Source organism: Rossellomorea oryzaecorticis (genome assembly GCF_045897515.1).
Classification (GTDB): Bacteria; Bacillota; Bacilli; order Bacillales; family Bacillaceae_B; genus Rossellomorea; species Rossellomorea enclensis.
In genome coordinates this window covers 13,991-31,544 of record NZ_JBJOSA010000034.1, presented here as the reverse complement: position 1 = coordinate 31,544, position 17,554 = coordinate 13,991, and the positions used below count along the sequence as shown (strand labels likewise).

Sequence of the window (17,554 nt, the reverse complement as noted above, 5' to 3'; positions counted from 1 at the left end):
CTGACCCGGTTTGAAACTGGAACGACTGAAGTGGGTCACTGTACCTGTCCCCGCGGCTCACTCTTTCAATCCCCTCTCCTATCAAGTAAAATAAACCCAAGAGAAACCACAAGGAGGACGCTGTGTGATTACGATTAAGGAAGTGGCCAGGAGGGCGAATGTTTCCAGTGCGACGGTTTCGCGGATGCTGAATGAATCCGGGTATGTGAGCGAGGAAGCGAGAGAAAGGATTCTTAAAGTAATAGAAGAAACAGGGTATATACCAAGCGAGAACGCAAAGTCGCTGCGGACGAAGAAGACAAAGGTAATCGGGGTGATCCTGCCGAAGCTCGGATCCGAGACGACGAGCAGGATGGTCAACGGCCTCGACCGGGTGCTTGCTGAGGAAGGCTATCAGATCTTACTGGCGAATTCGAATCTGGATGCCGGCAAGGAAATCGAGTTCCTTAAACTGTTGAAAAGCAGGGACGTTGAAGGAATCGTCCTGTCTGCCACCAATACGAACGAACAGCTGGTGGAAGAAATCCAGAAGCTGAAGGTGCCGTTTGTGGTCGTCGGCCAGGATATGCCCGGCACACCTTCTGTTGTATTTAATGAAATCATGGCAACAGGAGAAATGATTGATTACCTTATCGAAAAAGGTCATGAAAAAGTGGCGTTCATCGGTGTTAGCGAATCCGACCGTGCCGTCGGGCTGATGAGGAAAAAAGGGTATCTTGCCGCCATGGAGAAACACGGCCTACCGATTAAAGAGCATTGGATCCAGACCGCTGTATTCGATGTAGAATCAGGCTACGAGGCAATGAAAAACATCATGGAATCATCCACCACACTCCCGACTGCAGTGTTCGCCGTGACAGACCGACTCGCGATCGGGGCGATGAACTACCTGAAGGAAAAGGGCTTGAAAATCCCTGAGGACATTGCACTAGCAGGAGTCGGAGCATCCGAGTTGTCCCAATATGTGACACCGCCCCTCACAACTATAGACTTTCAATACAACAAAGCCGGCCGGGAAGCAGCCAATCTGATCCTATCGATGATCAATCAAAAGAAAATCCCGGCGAGTAAAATTGTATTAGACTATGGACTCGTCAAAAAAAGTAGTGTATAATTTCAGTATGTAATCGATTTCATAACGATATGTCGTATGTGGAATCGATTACACTACTACTTTAACTATGTATTGGAATCCTTGAGACCGGTACTTTTATTTTTACCTGGTGTGAAATCGATTACACACCAGCAATATCTATTATTCTATTTACTATGTATGGGCATTCAATTAGCCGATGCATTTATTTTCAACCGATGTGAAATCGATTACACACATGAACAAAGGAGGAGAAACAATGTCAGAGAACAGAAAGATTGCAGAAGAAATCCTGGCCGGTGTCGGCGGTGAAGATAACATCCTGTCTGTCGCCCATTGTGCCACCCGCTTACGAATCATGGTGAAAGACAAAGAAAAAATCGACCAGGAAGCCGTTGAAAACACGGATAAAGTGAAAGGCGCCTTCTTCAACTCCGGCCAATACCAAGTCATCCTCGGTACCGGAACGGTCAACCGCATTTATGAAGAAGTGAGGAACCTGGGGATCGCCGGATCGACGAAAGCGGAACAGTCGAAGGAAGCCGTGAAAAGCGGCAGCGCGTTCCAGCGGGCGATCCGCACATTCGGTGACGTTTTTGTACCGATCATCCCGGTACTCGTTGCCACAGGTCTCTTCATGGGACTTCGCGGACTCGTCATGCAGGAGCAGATACTAGCACTCTTCGGCATGACGCCCGATGATATCTCCGAGAACTTCCTATTATATACTCAGATCCTGACTGACACGGCCTTCATCTTCCTGCCTGCGCTGGTCGCATGGTCGACCTTCAGGGTGTTCGGCGGGACCCCGATTGTCGGAATGGTCCTTGGATTGATGCTCGTCAGCCCTTCATTGCCGAACGCATGGGGAGTCGCAGGCGGAGACGTACAGCCGCTTGAATTCTTCGGATTCATCCCTGTCGTCGGTTATCAAGGTTCCGTCCTCCCTGCTTTCATCGCCGGGATCCTCGGGGCCAAATTGGAAAAGCAGATTCGCAAGCGCACACCTGAAGCTCTCGATTTAATCATCACGCCGTTTTTAACACTGCTTGTCATGATCACACTGGCATTATTCGTGATCGGACCTGTCTTCCACAGTTTAGAGAACGTCATTTTGAACGGCACGATCGCCGTCCTTGAATGGCCATTCGGCATCAGCGGATTCCTGATTGGTGGACTCAACCAGATCATCGTCGTCACTGGAATCCATCACATTTTTAATATGCTCGAAATCCAGCTGCTTGCGAAATACGGAAACAACCCGTACAACGCCATCATCACCTGCTCGATTGCGGCACAGGGCGGCGCGGCACTGGCTGTCGGCCTGAAAACAAAGTCCAAGAAACTGAAAGCATTGGCGCTTCCGTCTTCCCTTTCAGCATTCCTCGGCATCACCGAACCAGCCATTTTCGGGGTGAACCTGCGCTACGGAAAGCCATTCGTCATGGCACTCATCGGGGGCGGAGTCGGAGGATTCCTCGCTTCGATCATGGGACTGAAAGCAACGGGCATGGCCATCACCGTCATCCCGGGAACGCTGCTCTACCTGAACGGGCAGATCCTTCAATACATCCTGATCAACGTTGTCGCGATCGCAGTAGCATTCGTGCTGACTTGGATGTTTGGATACTCAGATAAAAAAGAAGCTTGATCGTATTAAAAGTTGATAGAAGCAGGTTAGTGGGGGTTCACTTGCCTGCTTTTCTTTAATAGGGGAGTGGGTTTTGGCGTTATATGGCCGGTTTTTTGAGTTTTACGGTAAAAACTTTGAACGAATCAGGCGTTTCGGTGTGGCCATAGGGCTTTCCAGACTGAATTGAGGGACTTCCGGCAGGCACCGAACGACCATGATCCTTTTTATTATCGATAATCGAAACTTTATTATCGAAATCAAAAGATTTATTTTCAAAAATCCGGGTTCTTTTATCGAAACCGTTAAACCTTATATCGAAAACCAGTCCTCATTAGCGAAACCAATTTGATATTTTCAACTAAATCCACTTATCGTCGATTCTTCCCGCGCAAGGGAAAATCTCTTTCACGAAAGGAATTTGACAAGCATGAATAGATACACCGAACCAAAATACCGCACCATTAACGATGCTAAAGAAAATGAACTAGATCAACTGCAGGCAAAATCTACGTCTTCAACGTGGAAGCCTGCGTATCATATCCACCCCGGCTACGGCTTGATGAACGATCCGAACGGCCTTGCATACTTCAACGGCGAATTCCATGTTTTTTACCAATGGTATCCGTTCGGTCCCACTCATGGCATGAAGCACTGGGCACACGTGAAATCAACAGATCTAATAGATTGGAAGAGGCTTCCCACTGCAATCGTCCCTGTCGAAGACTACGAATCACACGGAGCTTATTCCGGGGCATCGATTGAAGTCGACGGAGAACTCTATCTTTACTATACCGGCAACATCAAATACAGCGCCGAAGAACGGTCGGCGAACCAGTGCCTTGCCATCATGGACAAGGATGGCGCGATCCGCAAATATGAGCAGAACCCGATCATCGAGGGTGTTCCCGAAGGATATACGGGACATGTCCGCGATCCGAAAGTGTTCAAGAAAAATGACACCTATTATATGCTGCTCGGAGCCCAGCGTTCCAACCTGACCGGTGCCATCATTGTCTACGAATCAAGCAATGCGCGTGACTGGTCGTTTAAAGGCGAACTGGATCTGGATTTGAATCTGCCGGACACCTGCTACATGCTCGAGTGCCCCGACTATTTTGAATTGAACGGGCAGGATGTACTCGTGGTTTCACCCCAGGGGCTTGAGCCCGAGGAACATGCCTATCAGAACCTCTATAATGTCATCTATGTTCTTGGTGAACTGGACATCGAAAACCTCACGTTCAAGGTCGAAAGCCACCATGAACTGGACAAAGGCTTCGATTTTTATGCCCCTCAGACCTTTGAAGGAAAAAACAAGGAGCGCCTCCTATTCGGCTGGGCCGGCATGGGCGAGATGGATTATCCTTCAGACAAGGAAGGCTGGGCGCACTGCCTGACGATTCCGCGTAAGCTTGATATTGTTGACGGCAGGCTGATTCAGAAGCCGGCAAGGGAGCTTGAGAAACTTCGAGCGGAGCCAGCGAAAGGCGAGTTCAGCCTGTCTCAAGGAAGCACAGAAATCGGTGCAGCCTCTTATCAATATGAGCTTGAACTTTCATTGGAATCAATAGAATCCGAGATTTTCGGTTTGAGGCTTTTCTCTTCTGAAACCGAGGGGCTTGTGCTGGAGTTCAACCGCTCCGAGCAGACCGTAACCTTGAACCGGGAGAATTTCGCGGAAACATTCGGCGGAGAGTATGGCTTTGAAAGAAGCTCAAAACTTGAAATCGGCGACAAAGTTGATATGCAGATTTTTGTTGACCGCAGCATCGTAGAGATTTTCATCAACGGTGGGGAGTTGGTATTCACTTCGCGGGTCTTCCCTCATAAAGAATCAACTGGGATCAATGTGGTTGCTGATGGTAAAATGAATGTAAATTATAAAAGCTACCCGATGAGTTGCAGGAACTCATTGTAGGGATTTAGGGACAGGTTCTTATCCCCTTTCCACATCAAAGCCCGTCCCTTTTTCGTCAGGGACGGGCTTTGATGATTTATTTGATTTCTTCTAAAAGATGATACGCTTCTTCCTTAGTATTAACTTTCAACAGCTTCTCACGATACTCCCCATCCATCAACTGGCGTGACAGCAGCTGAAGGATTTTCAAATGCTCATTCCCTTCACTCTCTTTAGGAACGGCAATCATAAAGATCAGTTTCGCATCGGAGCCGTCGAGGCTGTTCCAGTCCACTCCGTCCCTCTTGATTCCGAAGACGACGCTTGGTTTTGTGACAGCGTCGGACTTGCCGTGCGGAATGGCTATGTTCATGCCGATTCCGGTTGTGCTTTCTTTTTCACGGTTCAGGATGGCTTCTTTGAATGCGGCGGCCGAAGTGATGCTGCCTGTTTGATTCAGCAGCTGGATCATTTCGTCGATGACATCATCGCGGGACGTTCCCTCGAGATCAATGTTGATCAAATCCAGGTTTGTGATGTCTGTCAGTTTATTAATTTCACTTACTTCTGTAACTGTCCTATCGACTTCTTCCTCAACCGCTTCAGGCTGAGTATCCTGATTCTCTATACTTTCTTCAGCACTTCCTGCTCCGGCCAAAGCTCCTTCTTCATGAACATCCTTCTTCAACATATTCACCACTACGGCCGTCACGAGTGAACCAACAATTACAGCAACAAAGAACATCAGCACATTATCGACCGCTCCAAGAACAGCGACAATCGGTCCCCCATGGGCGACCCTGTCCCCTACATGGCCAAGCATGGCAATGACGGAACCTGTCATCGACCCGACCATGATGCTTGGGATCACTCGCAGAGGATCCTGGGCGGCAAACGGGATCGCTCCCTCTGTTATGCCGAACAGCCCCATCGTAAACGATGCTTTTCCTGTTTCCCGTTCAGCGGCCTGGAATTTCTTTTTACCGATGAAGGTCGCAAGTCCAAGACCGATCGGTGGGATACAGATGGCAGCCGCGATCGGCCCCATGATTTCGTAGTTTCCTTCTCCGATCATAGCAGAACCGAATAGGAAGGCTACCTTGTTGACCGGTCCTCCCATATCGAAGGAAATCATCGCTCCAAGGATGAGCGCCAGCAGAATCGAGCTTGTCCCCTGCATGCCGGCGAGCCAGTCTGTCAGCACGGTGAATACACCGGCTACGGGAGCCCCGATCAAGAATACAAAGGCGAGTCCGACGATCAGCGATGCGAGCACCGGGATGATGATGATCGGCATGATCGGCTGAAGCGCCTTCGGTACCTTAATTTTCTTAGTATATAGAGCAACATAACCTGCAAGGAAACCGGCGATGATTCCGCCGATGAATCCAGCCCCTGCTTCACTATTGTAAAAACTTCCATTCGCCGCGATATAACCGCCGACTACACCAGGTGCCAGCCCCGGCCTGTCCGCGATACTGTAGGCAATGAATCCGGCAAGGATAGGCACCATGAAGGTAAAGGAAGCCCCGCCGATCGCTTCGATGCTTTTCCAGAACGAGTCGTCAGGAATGGCGAGTCCGCCCGGCGTCTTCTCGCCTCCAAGGGTCAACGCCACGGCGATCAGCAATCCGCCGACAACGATGAACGGAACCATATAGGAAACCCCGTTCATCAAGTGGCGGTAGATCGGGTTCTCCTTCTTCTCACTCTTGTCCGCCGTTTCTGCAGAACTCGAATGATGGACAGGCACATCGCCGCTCATCACTTTCTTGATCAGCTGCTCGGGCTTGCGGATCCCGTCCTGTACTCCGGCCACGAGCAATTTCTTCCCGTGGAACCGGTCTTTATTGACTGTTTTATCGGCGGCAATGATGATGCCGTCCGCTTCTTCAATGTCTTTCTTTGAAAATTCGTTCTCCACCCCGATCGATCCCTGGGTTTCGACTTTTAACTGGACGCCCATCTCTTTTGCTGCTTTCTCAAGGTTTTCAGCAGCCATATAAGTGTGGGCGATACCGTTTGGACATGATGTAATGGCTAAAATTTTCATCTCTGTCTCTCCTTTTTCGTAATCGCTTACATTTACTATAACGCTTGATTATCAGTTAAAAAGGAGCAACTTTTACCGGAGGCTGCGGTAAAATGGCAAAAATAAAAAACAGGGCCTGTAAACCCTGTTTTCACTTGAATTTTGAGAGAAGCTGCATCCGATCTTTCTCTTTTAAAAGAGCTTGGATGCGGTCCGGGTCTTCACTTAACAGCGAAATCTCCCGAAACAGCTGCTTCACCTTTTCCTGCTTATCATCGCGGACGGCCAGCAGGAAGACCAGTGACGCTTTCTCCGCTCCCCATTCAACCGGTTCCGGCAGGGTCGCGATGGCAATGACGGACTGCCTGATATACTTGGGATTTCCGTGCGGTATTGCAATCCCGGATCCCACTGTCGTAGCCGCCATTCGTTCCCTAATCATTGCGCTTTCCGTGTACTCTTTTTCCACATATCCCTTTTTAAAAAGGTCCAGTGACAGCTTTTTGATGATTTCATATTTATTTGTTTCCTGGAGGTGAGGGAAAACCAGAAACGGGTCAGTGTAGCTTAATATCATTGAGTTTTCGCTTGATCGCGGCGTTTTTCCGAGCTGACTGATCATTTCAGCAAGTCGTTCTTCATCGGTCTTATCAAATAAGGGAGACACCACAATATGAGGCTTCTCTACAACTTCCAGCGAGATTGTGCTGATGATAAAATCAACTTCGTGCCGCTTCAAGAAGGCCTGCAATTCAGAATGTGCAATGCAGTCGTCCACCTGCACCGTCTGGAATTTCCGCTCCACCTTCGTCCTCAGCAGTTGTGACATCCCGATTCCCATATGGCAGACGATAACCGCTTTTTTCACGGCGAGATGTTTATTCTTGAGCCTCTCCAATGACGCCTGGAAATGCAGGGTTAGATAAGCCGCTTCCTCTTCAGGTATCTCCAGAGGCAGTGTTTGGTTCATCTCATCTATTGCGAAAAGGATTTGATCAAAGAGATAAGGATACATCTTTTTGATTTCCTGAAGCATCACATTCGAAACCGGCAGCCCGTGCTTCAGCCGGTTGAGGGTGGAATGGAGATGGACGCGCAGTCCCTCCAACAATTCTTCATCATTTTTAAAATCAACCTCATGCGTTCGAGATAAAGAAGTGACCATGGCCGTAATGACCTTTGAAAGAAGTTCGTCACTGTCGTCTGACTCCACACTATTTCTCTGTAAGAATTTCCCGCCAAGGAAGTGCAGCGTCAGATAAGCCCGCTCCGAATCCGGAAAACGGATGGAAAAACCCGTCTCCATCCTCTCAAGTAATTCACCGGCCCAACGGTATTCTTTATGACCTTTTAGAGATGCAATTTCTTCCTCCGGCATCGCAATAAACTGCTGGAGCTTAGTCCGCTTCAACATCAGCAGCGTGTGTATAACGATCCGTTCAAAGGAATCATCCGTGAAAGAAAGGGCATATTTCTTTTGAAGATCCCTCATCCAGGCAGTGATTGAAGTGACTTCATGAGGAGAGAACTGATTTTTAATAAAATCATTGTCTGGCATATTTGCGTTCACAAGCTCATGCAGGCGGGACAAGGCCGAACGCTTATCCCTTTCCGTCCCCTCAAGCGTCAGTCCGATCCTCTGTTTCGTCCCCATAGTCAGATCAAATGAACTCAGCCAGTTTCCAAGCAGATCCAGATCTTTTTTTATAACAGACTTGCTGACATAAAATTCAGCCGCAAGTTCCCCAACCGTAACGGCCCTCGGGCTCATCAGCAAATCAAAGGCAATCTCGAGCAGCCTGTCCTCATCTTCCATGCGGTTTTCTTTTGTCCCGCTTATATAAAGATCACGATAAATTTGACTCTTATCGTTTTCATCCACTTCCAGGCAGACACCCAGCCCCGGCTTCCTCACCAGTGCCGCTGAAGAATACGGCTTCAGCCCCGCTTCAATCACTTTCAAATCATTCCTCACCGTCTTCTCAGAACAATCCAATTCCTCCGTGATGTCCTTCACAAGCAAAAACCGATTAGAATGACGCAAAAGAATGCCCACCATTTCCTGCTGTCTATCATTCATAATTACACCTACTTTACGAGCCACGGGGACAGGTACCGCGACCCAATTCCATATCTTTTTCCTTCTGATCGGCCAGAACTATAGGTACAGGTAAAGTGTTACTTGTCCCCTCTACTCGACCACTCTTACCACCGGTCCATTACATTCCTCACAATATCCCTTTAATGTGAACTGGGTCATAGTCAACGATTGTCGTCACACCGCATTTCCCACAGTAAACATTCGATTCAAGCTTCTTTCTAAGCTCCGGTTCTAGTGCTTTCCATCTTTTTAAGGCTATTTCATCAGTCATGCTTTTCACCTCGAATAGTTCTTTTAAGGAAAGTATATAGAAGTGGGGGTGGTGATTCAATTATTAGGGACAGAAACCATGGGGCTTGGCAACGTGACTTCCTTTCTGAATACAAAAAGACAGGTACCGCGGCCCAAAGCCGCAATACCTGCCCCTCACACTTCTATTTGATCAATCTCACAATCTGTTCTACCGTGGTACGCACCTGCTCACCGGAGACCTCTTTAGTAAGAGCCTCCTCAAGCGTCCGGCACTCGGTCTGAATGGAGAACACCGCATCCAGATACTGATTGACTTCTTTCAAATCCGTATCCACACGGCCGGCAATTCCGATCACTTTCTTGCCATGCTTCTTCGCGAGTTTCGCAACCCCGACAGGAACCTTGCCCATGAGGGACTGGCTGTCGAGGCTGCCTTCCCCGGTGAAGATCACGTCGGCTGATGCGACCTTTTCTTCCAGGCCGGTCAGTCCGGCGATTGTTTCAACACCTGATTGAAGCTTGCCTTTCAACCCGGCCACGATAGCACCGCCGAGGCCGCCGGCTGCACCGGAGCCTTCGACGGATTGGAGGTCGAGACCGTACTTACTATTGAAAATTCCGGCCAGATTCCGGAGGGCCGCATCCAACTCAACGATATCCTCGTCTTTGGCACCTTTTTGCCTGGCGAAAATATGGGCTGCTCCGTTTTTTCCGAAGAATGGGTTGGTGACATCGCTGGCGATGGTGAAAGAGCACTGTTCCAGCTCTGGGATACGATCCTCATCCGTGAATGAAGCCACCTTCAGTAACGGGTTTCCTTCATTACCGAGGAGATTGCCATCATTATCATAAAACTTCCACCCAAGTCCCTGTAGCATCCCAACCCCGCCGTCATTCGTGGCGCTTCCACCAAGCGAAATGACAATAGTGCGGTAGCCGCTCTCGACGGCATTCTTGATCTGCTCACCCAGACCGTATGTGTTGGTGTTCATTGGATTCCTGAGGTTAAAAGGAACAAGAGGAAGACCGCTGCTCCGTGCACTTTCAATAAAAACAGTATCCTCATTCAATACAGCATAGCGGGCTATGATAACATTCATAAGCGGATCATGAACGGAAATTTCCCTTTCCTCACCGGCCATCCCGGCAAGAAGCGCATCAATCGTTCCTTCCCCGCCGTCCGCCATCGGGGAATTCTCTATTTGTGCATCTGGCAGCGCCGCCAGAATCCCGTCCCGCGCCGCTTCCCCGACCTCAAACGCCGAAAGCGAATCCTTAAACGAATCAGCCGCAATCAAAAACTTCATCTTCACACACTCCTAAGGGACAGAGGGACAGGTACCGTGTCCCAAAATCCAACTTGAAAATAGGCAGTGGGACAGTGTACCTGTCCCCGCGTCCCATTTCTTTATTTAATCCACACAAACTGGTAAGGTTTCAATTCAACCTTGCCGTTCAATTCTTTTCCACTCATTAAGTCGGTTCCTTCTACCGGAAGTTCAACTTCGGCTTTACGGGAATCAAGGTTCACAACAAATGTAACCTCTTCACCCGTTTCGTCATTCACACGCTTCAAGCCGAACAAGTTCTCACCTAACTCCAGCACTTCCTGCCCCGCATAAGGAGAAAACGCAGATTCCTTTTGGCGGATTGCGATCATGTTCTGCAGTCCTCCGAAGATCCCTTTCCGGCGGGAGTCTGTTTCCAATTCTTCCAGAATGGTTCCGAGTTCAAGCTTCTCGCGGTTGATCCGGCGGTTGATGCCTGACTCTTCCACCCCGGCTTCGTAATTCTTGGAACCGAGCAGTGAATGATAGTAAATCGCCGGAACACCGACGAATGACAAGAGTATTGAGTGGGCAGCAAGCATTTTTGCCACTTCCATCTCCTCAGTCGTATCCTCACCCTTATTCACAAGCGCATCAGAATAATTAATATTCAGTTCGTAAACGGACTGACTGCCGTCACTATTGGCTTTATACGACACACGGCCGCCGTTTTCCTTAACTTTTTCAACAAGCATCTGCTTTTCATCCTCGGTCAGGATGCCTTCCGTCGGACGCATGCCGATTCCGTCATGACTTGCCAGGAAATTAAAATAAGTCGCCGTATCCGAAACCGTATCAATTGTCTTCGCCCATTCCGTCAGCTTGGCACCATTATGGGTGGTCAACGAATGCAGTACGAGCGGAGGAAGCGAGAATTGATACACCATATTCGCTTCATCGGTGCCGTCGCCGAAATAGCTGATATTTTCTTTATGAGGCACATTGGTCTCTGTAATGATTTGTGTATTCGGTTTGAAAAAGTCGACAACATCCCTCCAAAGCTTGATGATTTCATGAGCCTGCGGAAGGTGGATCGACGTCGTGCCAGACTCCTTCCAGATGAAGCCGATCGCATCGAGCCGGATGCTTGTTCCGCCTTTGCTAACGTACTCCAACAGGATGTCCGTCATCTCGACGAGCACCGGGAAATGGCGGAAATTGACGTCAACCTGGTCTTCACTGAATGTGGTCCAGGCCGTTTTCACGCCGCCTTTCCCTTCGTACTCATGATGAAGCGGCGACGTCCGCGGACGAACCACTTCACTAGCATCGAACGAGTCATCTTTCGGGATAAAGTAGTTTTTATATTTTTCATCTCTATTCAAATATCCCTGGAACCACTCGCTGGATTTCGAAATGTGATTGGCTACGAAATCGAACATAAGGCGGTAATCTTCAGAAAGATTCTCGATGTTCTTCCAGTCACCAAGTTTTGAATCAACCTCCCGATAATCAACGACCGAAAAACCATCATCCGAAGTATATGGAAACATCGGCAGCAGGTGGACATCCGTGACGGTACCCTTCACTTTTTCGTTTAAAAATGAGCGCAGCGACTCAAGCGTCGGTTTTCCTTCTTCGTAGATGCTGTCGCCGTATGTGATCAGGTAGACATTTTCTTCTGAGACCGTTGCTGTTTTTTCGAAGGTATGGCTGCTCCATTTTTCCAGCAGCTCTGTGAAGCTTGTTAGATATTCTTCGTTATACTCTTCGCCGTAAATGGCTTTGAGTCTGGTTTCTATGTTAGTTATTAGTTCGTTTTTTGACATGGTTTCACCTTCTTTTGAAGTTTGTTGGATCAACTTGGGGTGGGAACCCTTTATTTAGGGACTTGGTTTTCATCAAAAAAGCGGTCTTAAAGACAATTATGCCTTTCCCAGCGATAATTGGGCCTCTCACCCGGTTTATTAGGACCTTAAAAATTTATTTGTGCCTCTCCTCGGACTAATTGCACCCTTCAAACTATTAATTGTGCCCTTCATGTCGGATTTTCTTTATTCGACGATGGGACAGTGTCTCCTATTAAGGATTCCATCCCTGGATCCAGCTTTTCTCATTGAGAAACACCGATTAACCTTATTTTTTTAATATTAATTTGTCAAACCCGCTTTTTAACTCTAAAGAAAGGGGTTAAATTCAGTATGAGACACAGTCTCGGCCACTGGATTGCGCCGCTTTCCAGGATAATTGCGCCAGTTCTGAAATAATTGCGCCTCTTTCCGGATAACTGCGCAACTTTCAAATTAATTGCGCCACTTCACCCGGTAATTGAGCCACTTGTCTAAAATTCTTTATTTGGCAGGGGGTGGGACGCTGGAACAGGTCCAGCACCCTACTACCTAAACCCTGTTCATCCCATAGCTCGTTTTTGGGTAACTGTACCTGTCCCCCTGGCTCACATTAAGACAGTTTCAACGTCAAATGTCCCTTAGGTTTAATCTCAAGTTCACTCCCCGCTCCAGCAAGTACTTCTTCGGCTAAATTAACTACCGCTACTGAGTCATACACACTGTCCAGCTCAAACCCCTGGACTATGTCGGTCGGATTGAAGAATCGGACAATGACCGAAGTATCGTCGTATGCACGTTTGCAGCTGCTCATCACGATTGCAGGGTTGTCTACGATACGAAGCAACGACACCGAATCCTCGAGTTCTGCAACCGGATATGGGATTTCAAAACGCTCCAGGCGTTCTTCAAATGTGTTCAAACTCTGCTTCTGGTAAGATACATGGCGGCCGACAAAGTGATCGGTTTCAGCGAACAAAACCTCAGGCTCATCGGATCCAACGTAAACCCCGTATTCAAACACCATCTTCTGCTTCATCTGGGCATCAGGCGTGTATACGACTTTGTTGTTGATGCCCGACGCGCGGCCCGGGCGCCATGCCAGGTCGTCTCTTCCCAACAGACCGACGCTTCTGAACAGGGTCAGTGCCAATGAGCCGCCTACGACTTGATATTCCTTGATGCCGCGGGTGATGGCTGCAAATGTTACGCCATCTTCTGATATGCCTGCAAAGTTCTCCAACGAATAAATCGGCACCGGCGCTTCTGCAAATCCGTTCTCTTTCCAATCCTTCATATAAGGATTTTCCACGCTGCGTTCGATCAAACCGAAGCCTTGATCGGCAAATGACGACGCAGGATCGGCCACTCCCGTATTTAATAGTACCCGTACACGGTGGTCCTCGACCAAGTTGTCAATCGTATGCTGGACGCGCACGACTTTCTCATCTTTACGCAACTCCAATGTCGTGACAATCACCAATGATTCAGAATTAACCTCTGCCTGGCGATCTTCAAGATTCGCAGGAACAAGAGCTTCATGCTTGATTATCATTTTCCCGGACAGCGCCCCAGTCTCAACAGACAACAATTCACCTTTTTCAAGGAAAATCGGCTCGTCACCCTCAAGCGGTGAGAAGTCATAAGAATCTCCGGCATCCGCCACATTTTCAAAACGCAGCAATCCAGGAATCTCGATCCCCGTCTCTTTCTGAGTCAGCGTCACATTCCCATCCACAAACTCCACTTTCACGTGGTCGTTCTCAATCGAAGTCTTCGCATCATCTTCCGAAAGCTTCCGCAAACCGTCTTCCACTTCCTCTACCAAATACGTCCGGTAACCAAGCGCAGGAACATCCTTCACATCAGCCATCACCACCGTACGGTAATAACCCGGAACCTCGACCTGCTTCTCGCCTTCAGCAGTCACGACGATTTTCTTTCCGCCGCTGATGTATTCCTGGTCGACTGCTTCAACAGCCACCTCGGATCCATCCAGACCGCAAACCTTAAAATGACTGGACTTCGTAAACAATACAGCCTCAACCGAACCGGCAAACACGCTAGCATTCGGATTAAAGAAAACAAACACATTATCCTGACCAATCCGACGGCTGACGGCTTCCGTCATCTGCTTCTTCAAGATATTCAGCAGCCCGTCCGCGATACGGTTCACTTTCTCGAGTCGGTGCACAATATCGCGGTTTGTGTCATCGGAGTTGCAGCCGCCGATGCTGTCGTGGGCGTGGACATCGAATAATTGCTTCCACATGCCGTCGAGCCATGCCTGCGGGTAGCGGAATCCGAGTGACTGGCCGATGACCGCAAGCGGTTCAAGGACGTTCAGGATTTTATGTTCCACTTCGTAATTCAGTTTCTTGATATCATAGCGCTGCGAACGGATCGTGTTGTGGATCCGGGACTTCTGGGTAGCCGTCATTTCGCCTTCAATTACATTCGAAAACCCGGCACCGTCTTCCCAAGTTTCCTTCATGAACGTTTCATAATCGGACAACACAAACTCGTACTCAGAAGAATCTTCGTTCAATTTCTTGATCGTTTCAGGAAAATGCTCGCGTACAAGGACCTGGTCCCCGCCGGCAGGCAATAACAGGTTATCTGTATTCGTATTCATTTCAGCCAGTTTCTCCAAAATTGGGAACAGCCGCTCTTTTTTATACTCTTCCGTTGCTTCAAGGAATTTCCCCGGCCCGTAGCCGAAGTAGATGTTATTTGCATCCACGGTTTCGCCGTCAGGGGATTTCCATGTGAAGTTAAGGTCGCCTTGCAGCTGGTCCGTATAGATTCCGCGCTGCAGCACGCTGTTGTCGATGCCGAATCCTTTAAAAATTGACGGCAGGTACTGGTTCTGACCGAAAATATCCGGGAGGTAGCCGCAGTTCATGCTGTGGCCGAAGCTGCCCGATATCTTCGTTCCGTACAACAGGTTGCGGATGATCGATTCCTTATTCACCAATAGCGAATCGGTCTGTGTGTACCATGGCCCGATGAAAATCCGCTTCGCCTCCACCAGCTGCTTCAAACGGTCCCGGTTTTCCGGGCGGACCTTCAGATATTCCTCGATGATGCTTGCCTGCGCATCGAACACATAGCCTGTGTAGTCTTCATCTTTTTCAAGGACGTCCAGAAGATGATCGAGGTTTTCCGCGAGCAGGACGTTTGAATCTTCTATTGTAAAATACCATTCGCGATCCCAGTGGGAGTGCGGTACGACGTAGACACGTTTCTTCATGATGTTCCCTCCAATAATAGATAAAGGAGTCCAGGTCAAAAACTCGACCCTGGCCCCCTTTTATGTTTTTTCAACTATATTTGTGACAATGGCCATACGCGGCGGTCGGACCGGAAGTCCAGCCAAGTCCACGCGCAGCCCCTGTCATCGTTCATTTTTTTTCAAAATGGCAAATCGGATGAAGATGTTCGCAAAGGCGATGAAGCCTGCACCTACGACAAGTCCGATCAGGTATGCCCAGAGGTTATCCACGAGCGGCCATCCCCATACAGCCGGAAGCGGATACCATTGGACGGCACCTAGGAGTACTGCTGTGACTGAGCCGAGGATCGCGCCGATGATGTTGATCGGGATCGTGATCAGCGGGTTGCGGAGCATGAATGGAATTGCCCCTTCACTGATGGCGATGAAGCCAAGCAGCAGTGATGTATTTCCTGCGACGCGCAGGTTGGCGTCGAATACGCGGCGGCCGACGACGTATTTGTCGATGACCGTTGCCAGGCCAAGCCCGATCGGCGGGATGACGATGGCCAGTACGCGCGCTGTCAGCGGATAAATCTGGTCTGCAGCCAAGCCGATTGCGATGGCGCCTGCTGCTTTGTTGATCGGTCCGCCGAGGTCAAAGGCTGTCGCGGCGGCGATGATACTTGCCAGTACGACGTTTCCTGCACCCTGTGCAGCCGTGATCCAATCACTCAGTAATGCATTCAATCCTCCGAAAACAGGATCGACGATATAGAAGTTCAAGAAGAATATGGTCAGAACCGAGATCGCCGGGATGATGAGCATCGGCTTCATGGCGATCAGGTTTTTGTTGAGCTTGATTTTTTCATTTAAAAATTTCGAAACATAACCGGCCGTGAGTCCAAGGATCAATGCGCCCAGGAATCCGGACGGGATCCCGCCTTCGACTCCCCAGAATGTGTAGTGAAGTCCTGCAGCGAATACCCCTCCGATGAAACCGGAGACGAGCCCGACGCGGTCGGCTATAGAATAGGCGACGAATGCACCGAAGATCGGATACATGAACTTGAAGATCATGCCCCCGAATTTATCGAGGTGGTGCAGGATGACGAACAGTTCGTTCGAGTGGGTCGCATATTTGATGTCATGGATTTGATCGACGAGTCCGAACGGCATTGCCGCGAGTTTCGCGATCCCCATCATGAGTCCTGCCGCGACGAGGACCGGGATCATGTACGAGATACCCGTCATGACGGCCTGCGTCATTTCGGCGAGTAGACCCTGCTTGTTGCCGGACGTGGCTGTCATGTCTTCTTCGTTTTCGTCACCCGCGACAGTTCCGTCCGGGTTAGTCAATGCGCGGTTCAGGATGTCTTTTGCGTTCTTAAGCGGCTCGGCCACACGCGTCTGTACATATGGCTTGCCTGCGAAACGTTCTTTATTTTTAGGCGCGATGTCGGTTGCGAATACGACCGCATCGGCTTCTTTTAAAATTGCTCCTTTATGGGCATCTTCAATCCCGTTCGCACCCTGTTTTTCGGTGATGACACGGATGCCCATTTCGCGGCCGGCTTTTTCAAGGGCCTCGGCGGACATATATGTGTGGGCGATGCCCGCTGCACATGCCGTGATGGCAAGGACCGTTTTGGTATATTCCTGAGGTTCTTCCACCGCGGTTTCCCTGCGGTCGAGGGCTGCCAGGAATTCCGCCGGTGTCGCTGCGTTCATTAGGTTGTCGATGTACGCCTTGTCCATTAGCCTTGTGCTAAGTTCGGACAGGACGCTCAGGTGGGTCGAGCCAGCTTCGGCATCCGGGATCGCCAGCAGGAATACGAGCTGGACCTTGTTATTCGGGTCGATGCTTTCCCACGTATCGATTCCATTTTTGAGCCTTGCTACGGCGAACGCCGCTTTCTTGACGGAAGGGCTTTTCCCATGTGGGATCGCAAGCCCCGCTTCAAGTCCGGTCGGGGAAATCTGTTCCCTCTCTAAAACCGCTTTCAAAAAATCTTCCTTGGAAGTAAGTATGTCTTTTTCATGGAGTGCCCCGGCGAGTTTCTCGAGGATCTCGTGTTTTGATGTTGAATCGACGTCAAACATGATAAGCTGTTCATCTGTCATTTTTCTTAGTTCCATGTGAGGTTCACCTCTCTATTTTAAAAATGAATGATATTTATGAAATCCCTTACAATCTAGTTATAACATAGCGAATCT

The 17,554-nt window shown here is 49.2% G+C and carries 9 protein-coding genes; 3 read left to right on the top strand and 6 right to left on the bottom strand.

The window, feature by feature from the left end; translation table 11 throughout:
* Positions 1 to 124: 124 nt before the first annotated feature.
* From ACKA06_RS21080 to ACKA06_RS21070, 3 genes are all read left to right on the top strand, one after another.
* Positions 125 to 1,114, top strand: a complete 990-nt coding sequence (locus ACKA06_RS21080) for a LacI family DNA-binding transcriptional regulator (protein ID WP_214872202.1) — start codon at positions 125 to 127, stop codon at positions 1,112 to 1,114.
* Between the two features lie 238 nt (positions 1,115 to 1,352).
* Positions 1,353 to 2,744, top strand: a complete 1,392-nt coding sequence (locus tag ACKA06_RS21075) for a sucrose-specific PTS transporter subunit IIBC (protein WP_214872203.1) — start codon at positions 1,353 to 1,355, stop codon at positions 2,742 to 2,744.
* A gap of 409 nt (positions 2,745 to 3,153) precedes the next feature.
* Positions 3,154 to 4,644 (top strand): glycoside hydrolase family 32 protein, encoded by a 1,491-nt coding sequence (locus ACKA06_RS21070; RefSeq protein WP_411160588.1) that lies wholly within the window; start codon positions 3,154 to 3,156, stop codon positions 4,642 to 4,644.
* A 76-nt stretch (positions 4,645 to 4,720) separates the two neighbouring features.
* On the opposite strand, the gene ACKA06_RS21065 is transcribed toward ACKA06_RS21070, so the two are convergent.
* The 6 genes from ACKA06_RS21065 to ACKA06_RS21040 all read right to left on the bottom strand — a co-directional run bounded on the left by ACKA06_RS21065 (position 4,721) and on the right by ACKA06_RS21040 (position 17,476).
* Positions 4,721 to 6,676 carry a fructose-specific PTS transporter subunit EIIC gene (locus tag ACKA06_RS21065; RefSeq protein ID WP_411160587.1) on the bottom strand — a complete coding sequence of 652 codons (1,956 nt, stop codon included), beginning with the start codon at positions 6,674 to 6,676 and terminating at the stop codon, positions 4,721 to 4,723.
* Positions 6,677 to 6,806: 130 nt separating this feature from the next.
* On the bottom strand, positions 6,807 to 8,735 hold the full coding sequence (locus ACKA06_RS21060; RefSeq protein ID WP_411160586.1) for a BglG family transcription antiterminator: 1,929 nt from the start codon (positions 8,733 to 8,735) through the stop codon (positions 6,807 to 6,809).
* A 455-nt stretch (positions 8,736 to 9,190) separates the two neighbouring features.
* Complete coding sequence (locus ACKA06_RS21055; RefSeq protein ID WP_411160585.1) at positions 9,191 to 10,315, bottom strand: glycerate kinase family protein; 1,125 nt, start codon at positions 10,313 to 10,315, stop codon at positions 9,191 to 9,193.
* A 101-nt stretch (positions 10,316 to 10,416) separates the two neighbouring features.
* On the bottom strand, positions 10,417 to 12,105 hold the full coding sequence (locus ACKA06_RS21050) for an alpha-amylase family glycosyl hydrolase (RefSeq protein ID WP_411160584.1): 1,689 nt from the start codon (positions 12,103 to 12,105) through the stop codon (positions 10,417 to 10,419).
* Positions 12,106 to 12,736: 631 nt separating this feature from the next.
* Positions 12,737 to 15,376: a glycoside hydrolase family 38 N-terminal domain-containing protein gene (locus ACKA06_RS21045; RefSeq protein WP_411160583.1), complete on the bottom strand. Its 2,640-nt coding sequence runs from the start codon at positions 15,374 to 15,376 to the stop codon at positions 12,737 to 12,739.
* Positions 15,377 to 15,520: 144 nt separating this feature from the next.
* Positions 15,521 to 17,476 carry a fructose-specific PTS transporter subunit EIIC gene (locus tag ACKA06_RS21040; RefSeq protein WP_411160582.1) on the bottom strand — a complete coding sequence of 652 codons (1,956 nt, stop codon included), beginning with the start codon at positions 17,474 to 17,476 and terminating at the stop codon, positions 15,521 to 15,523.
* Positions 17,477 to 17,554: the final 78 nt, after the last annotated feature.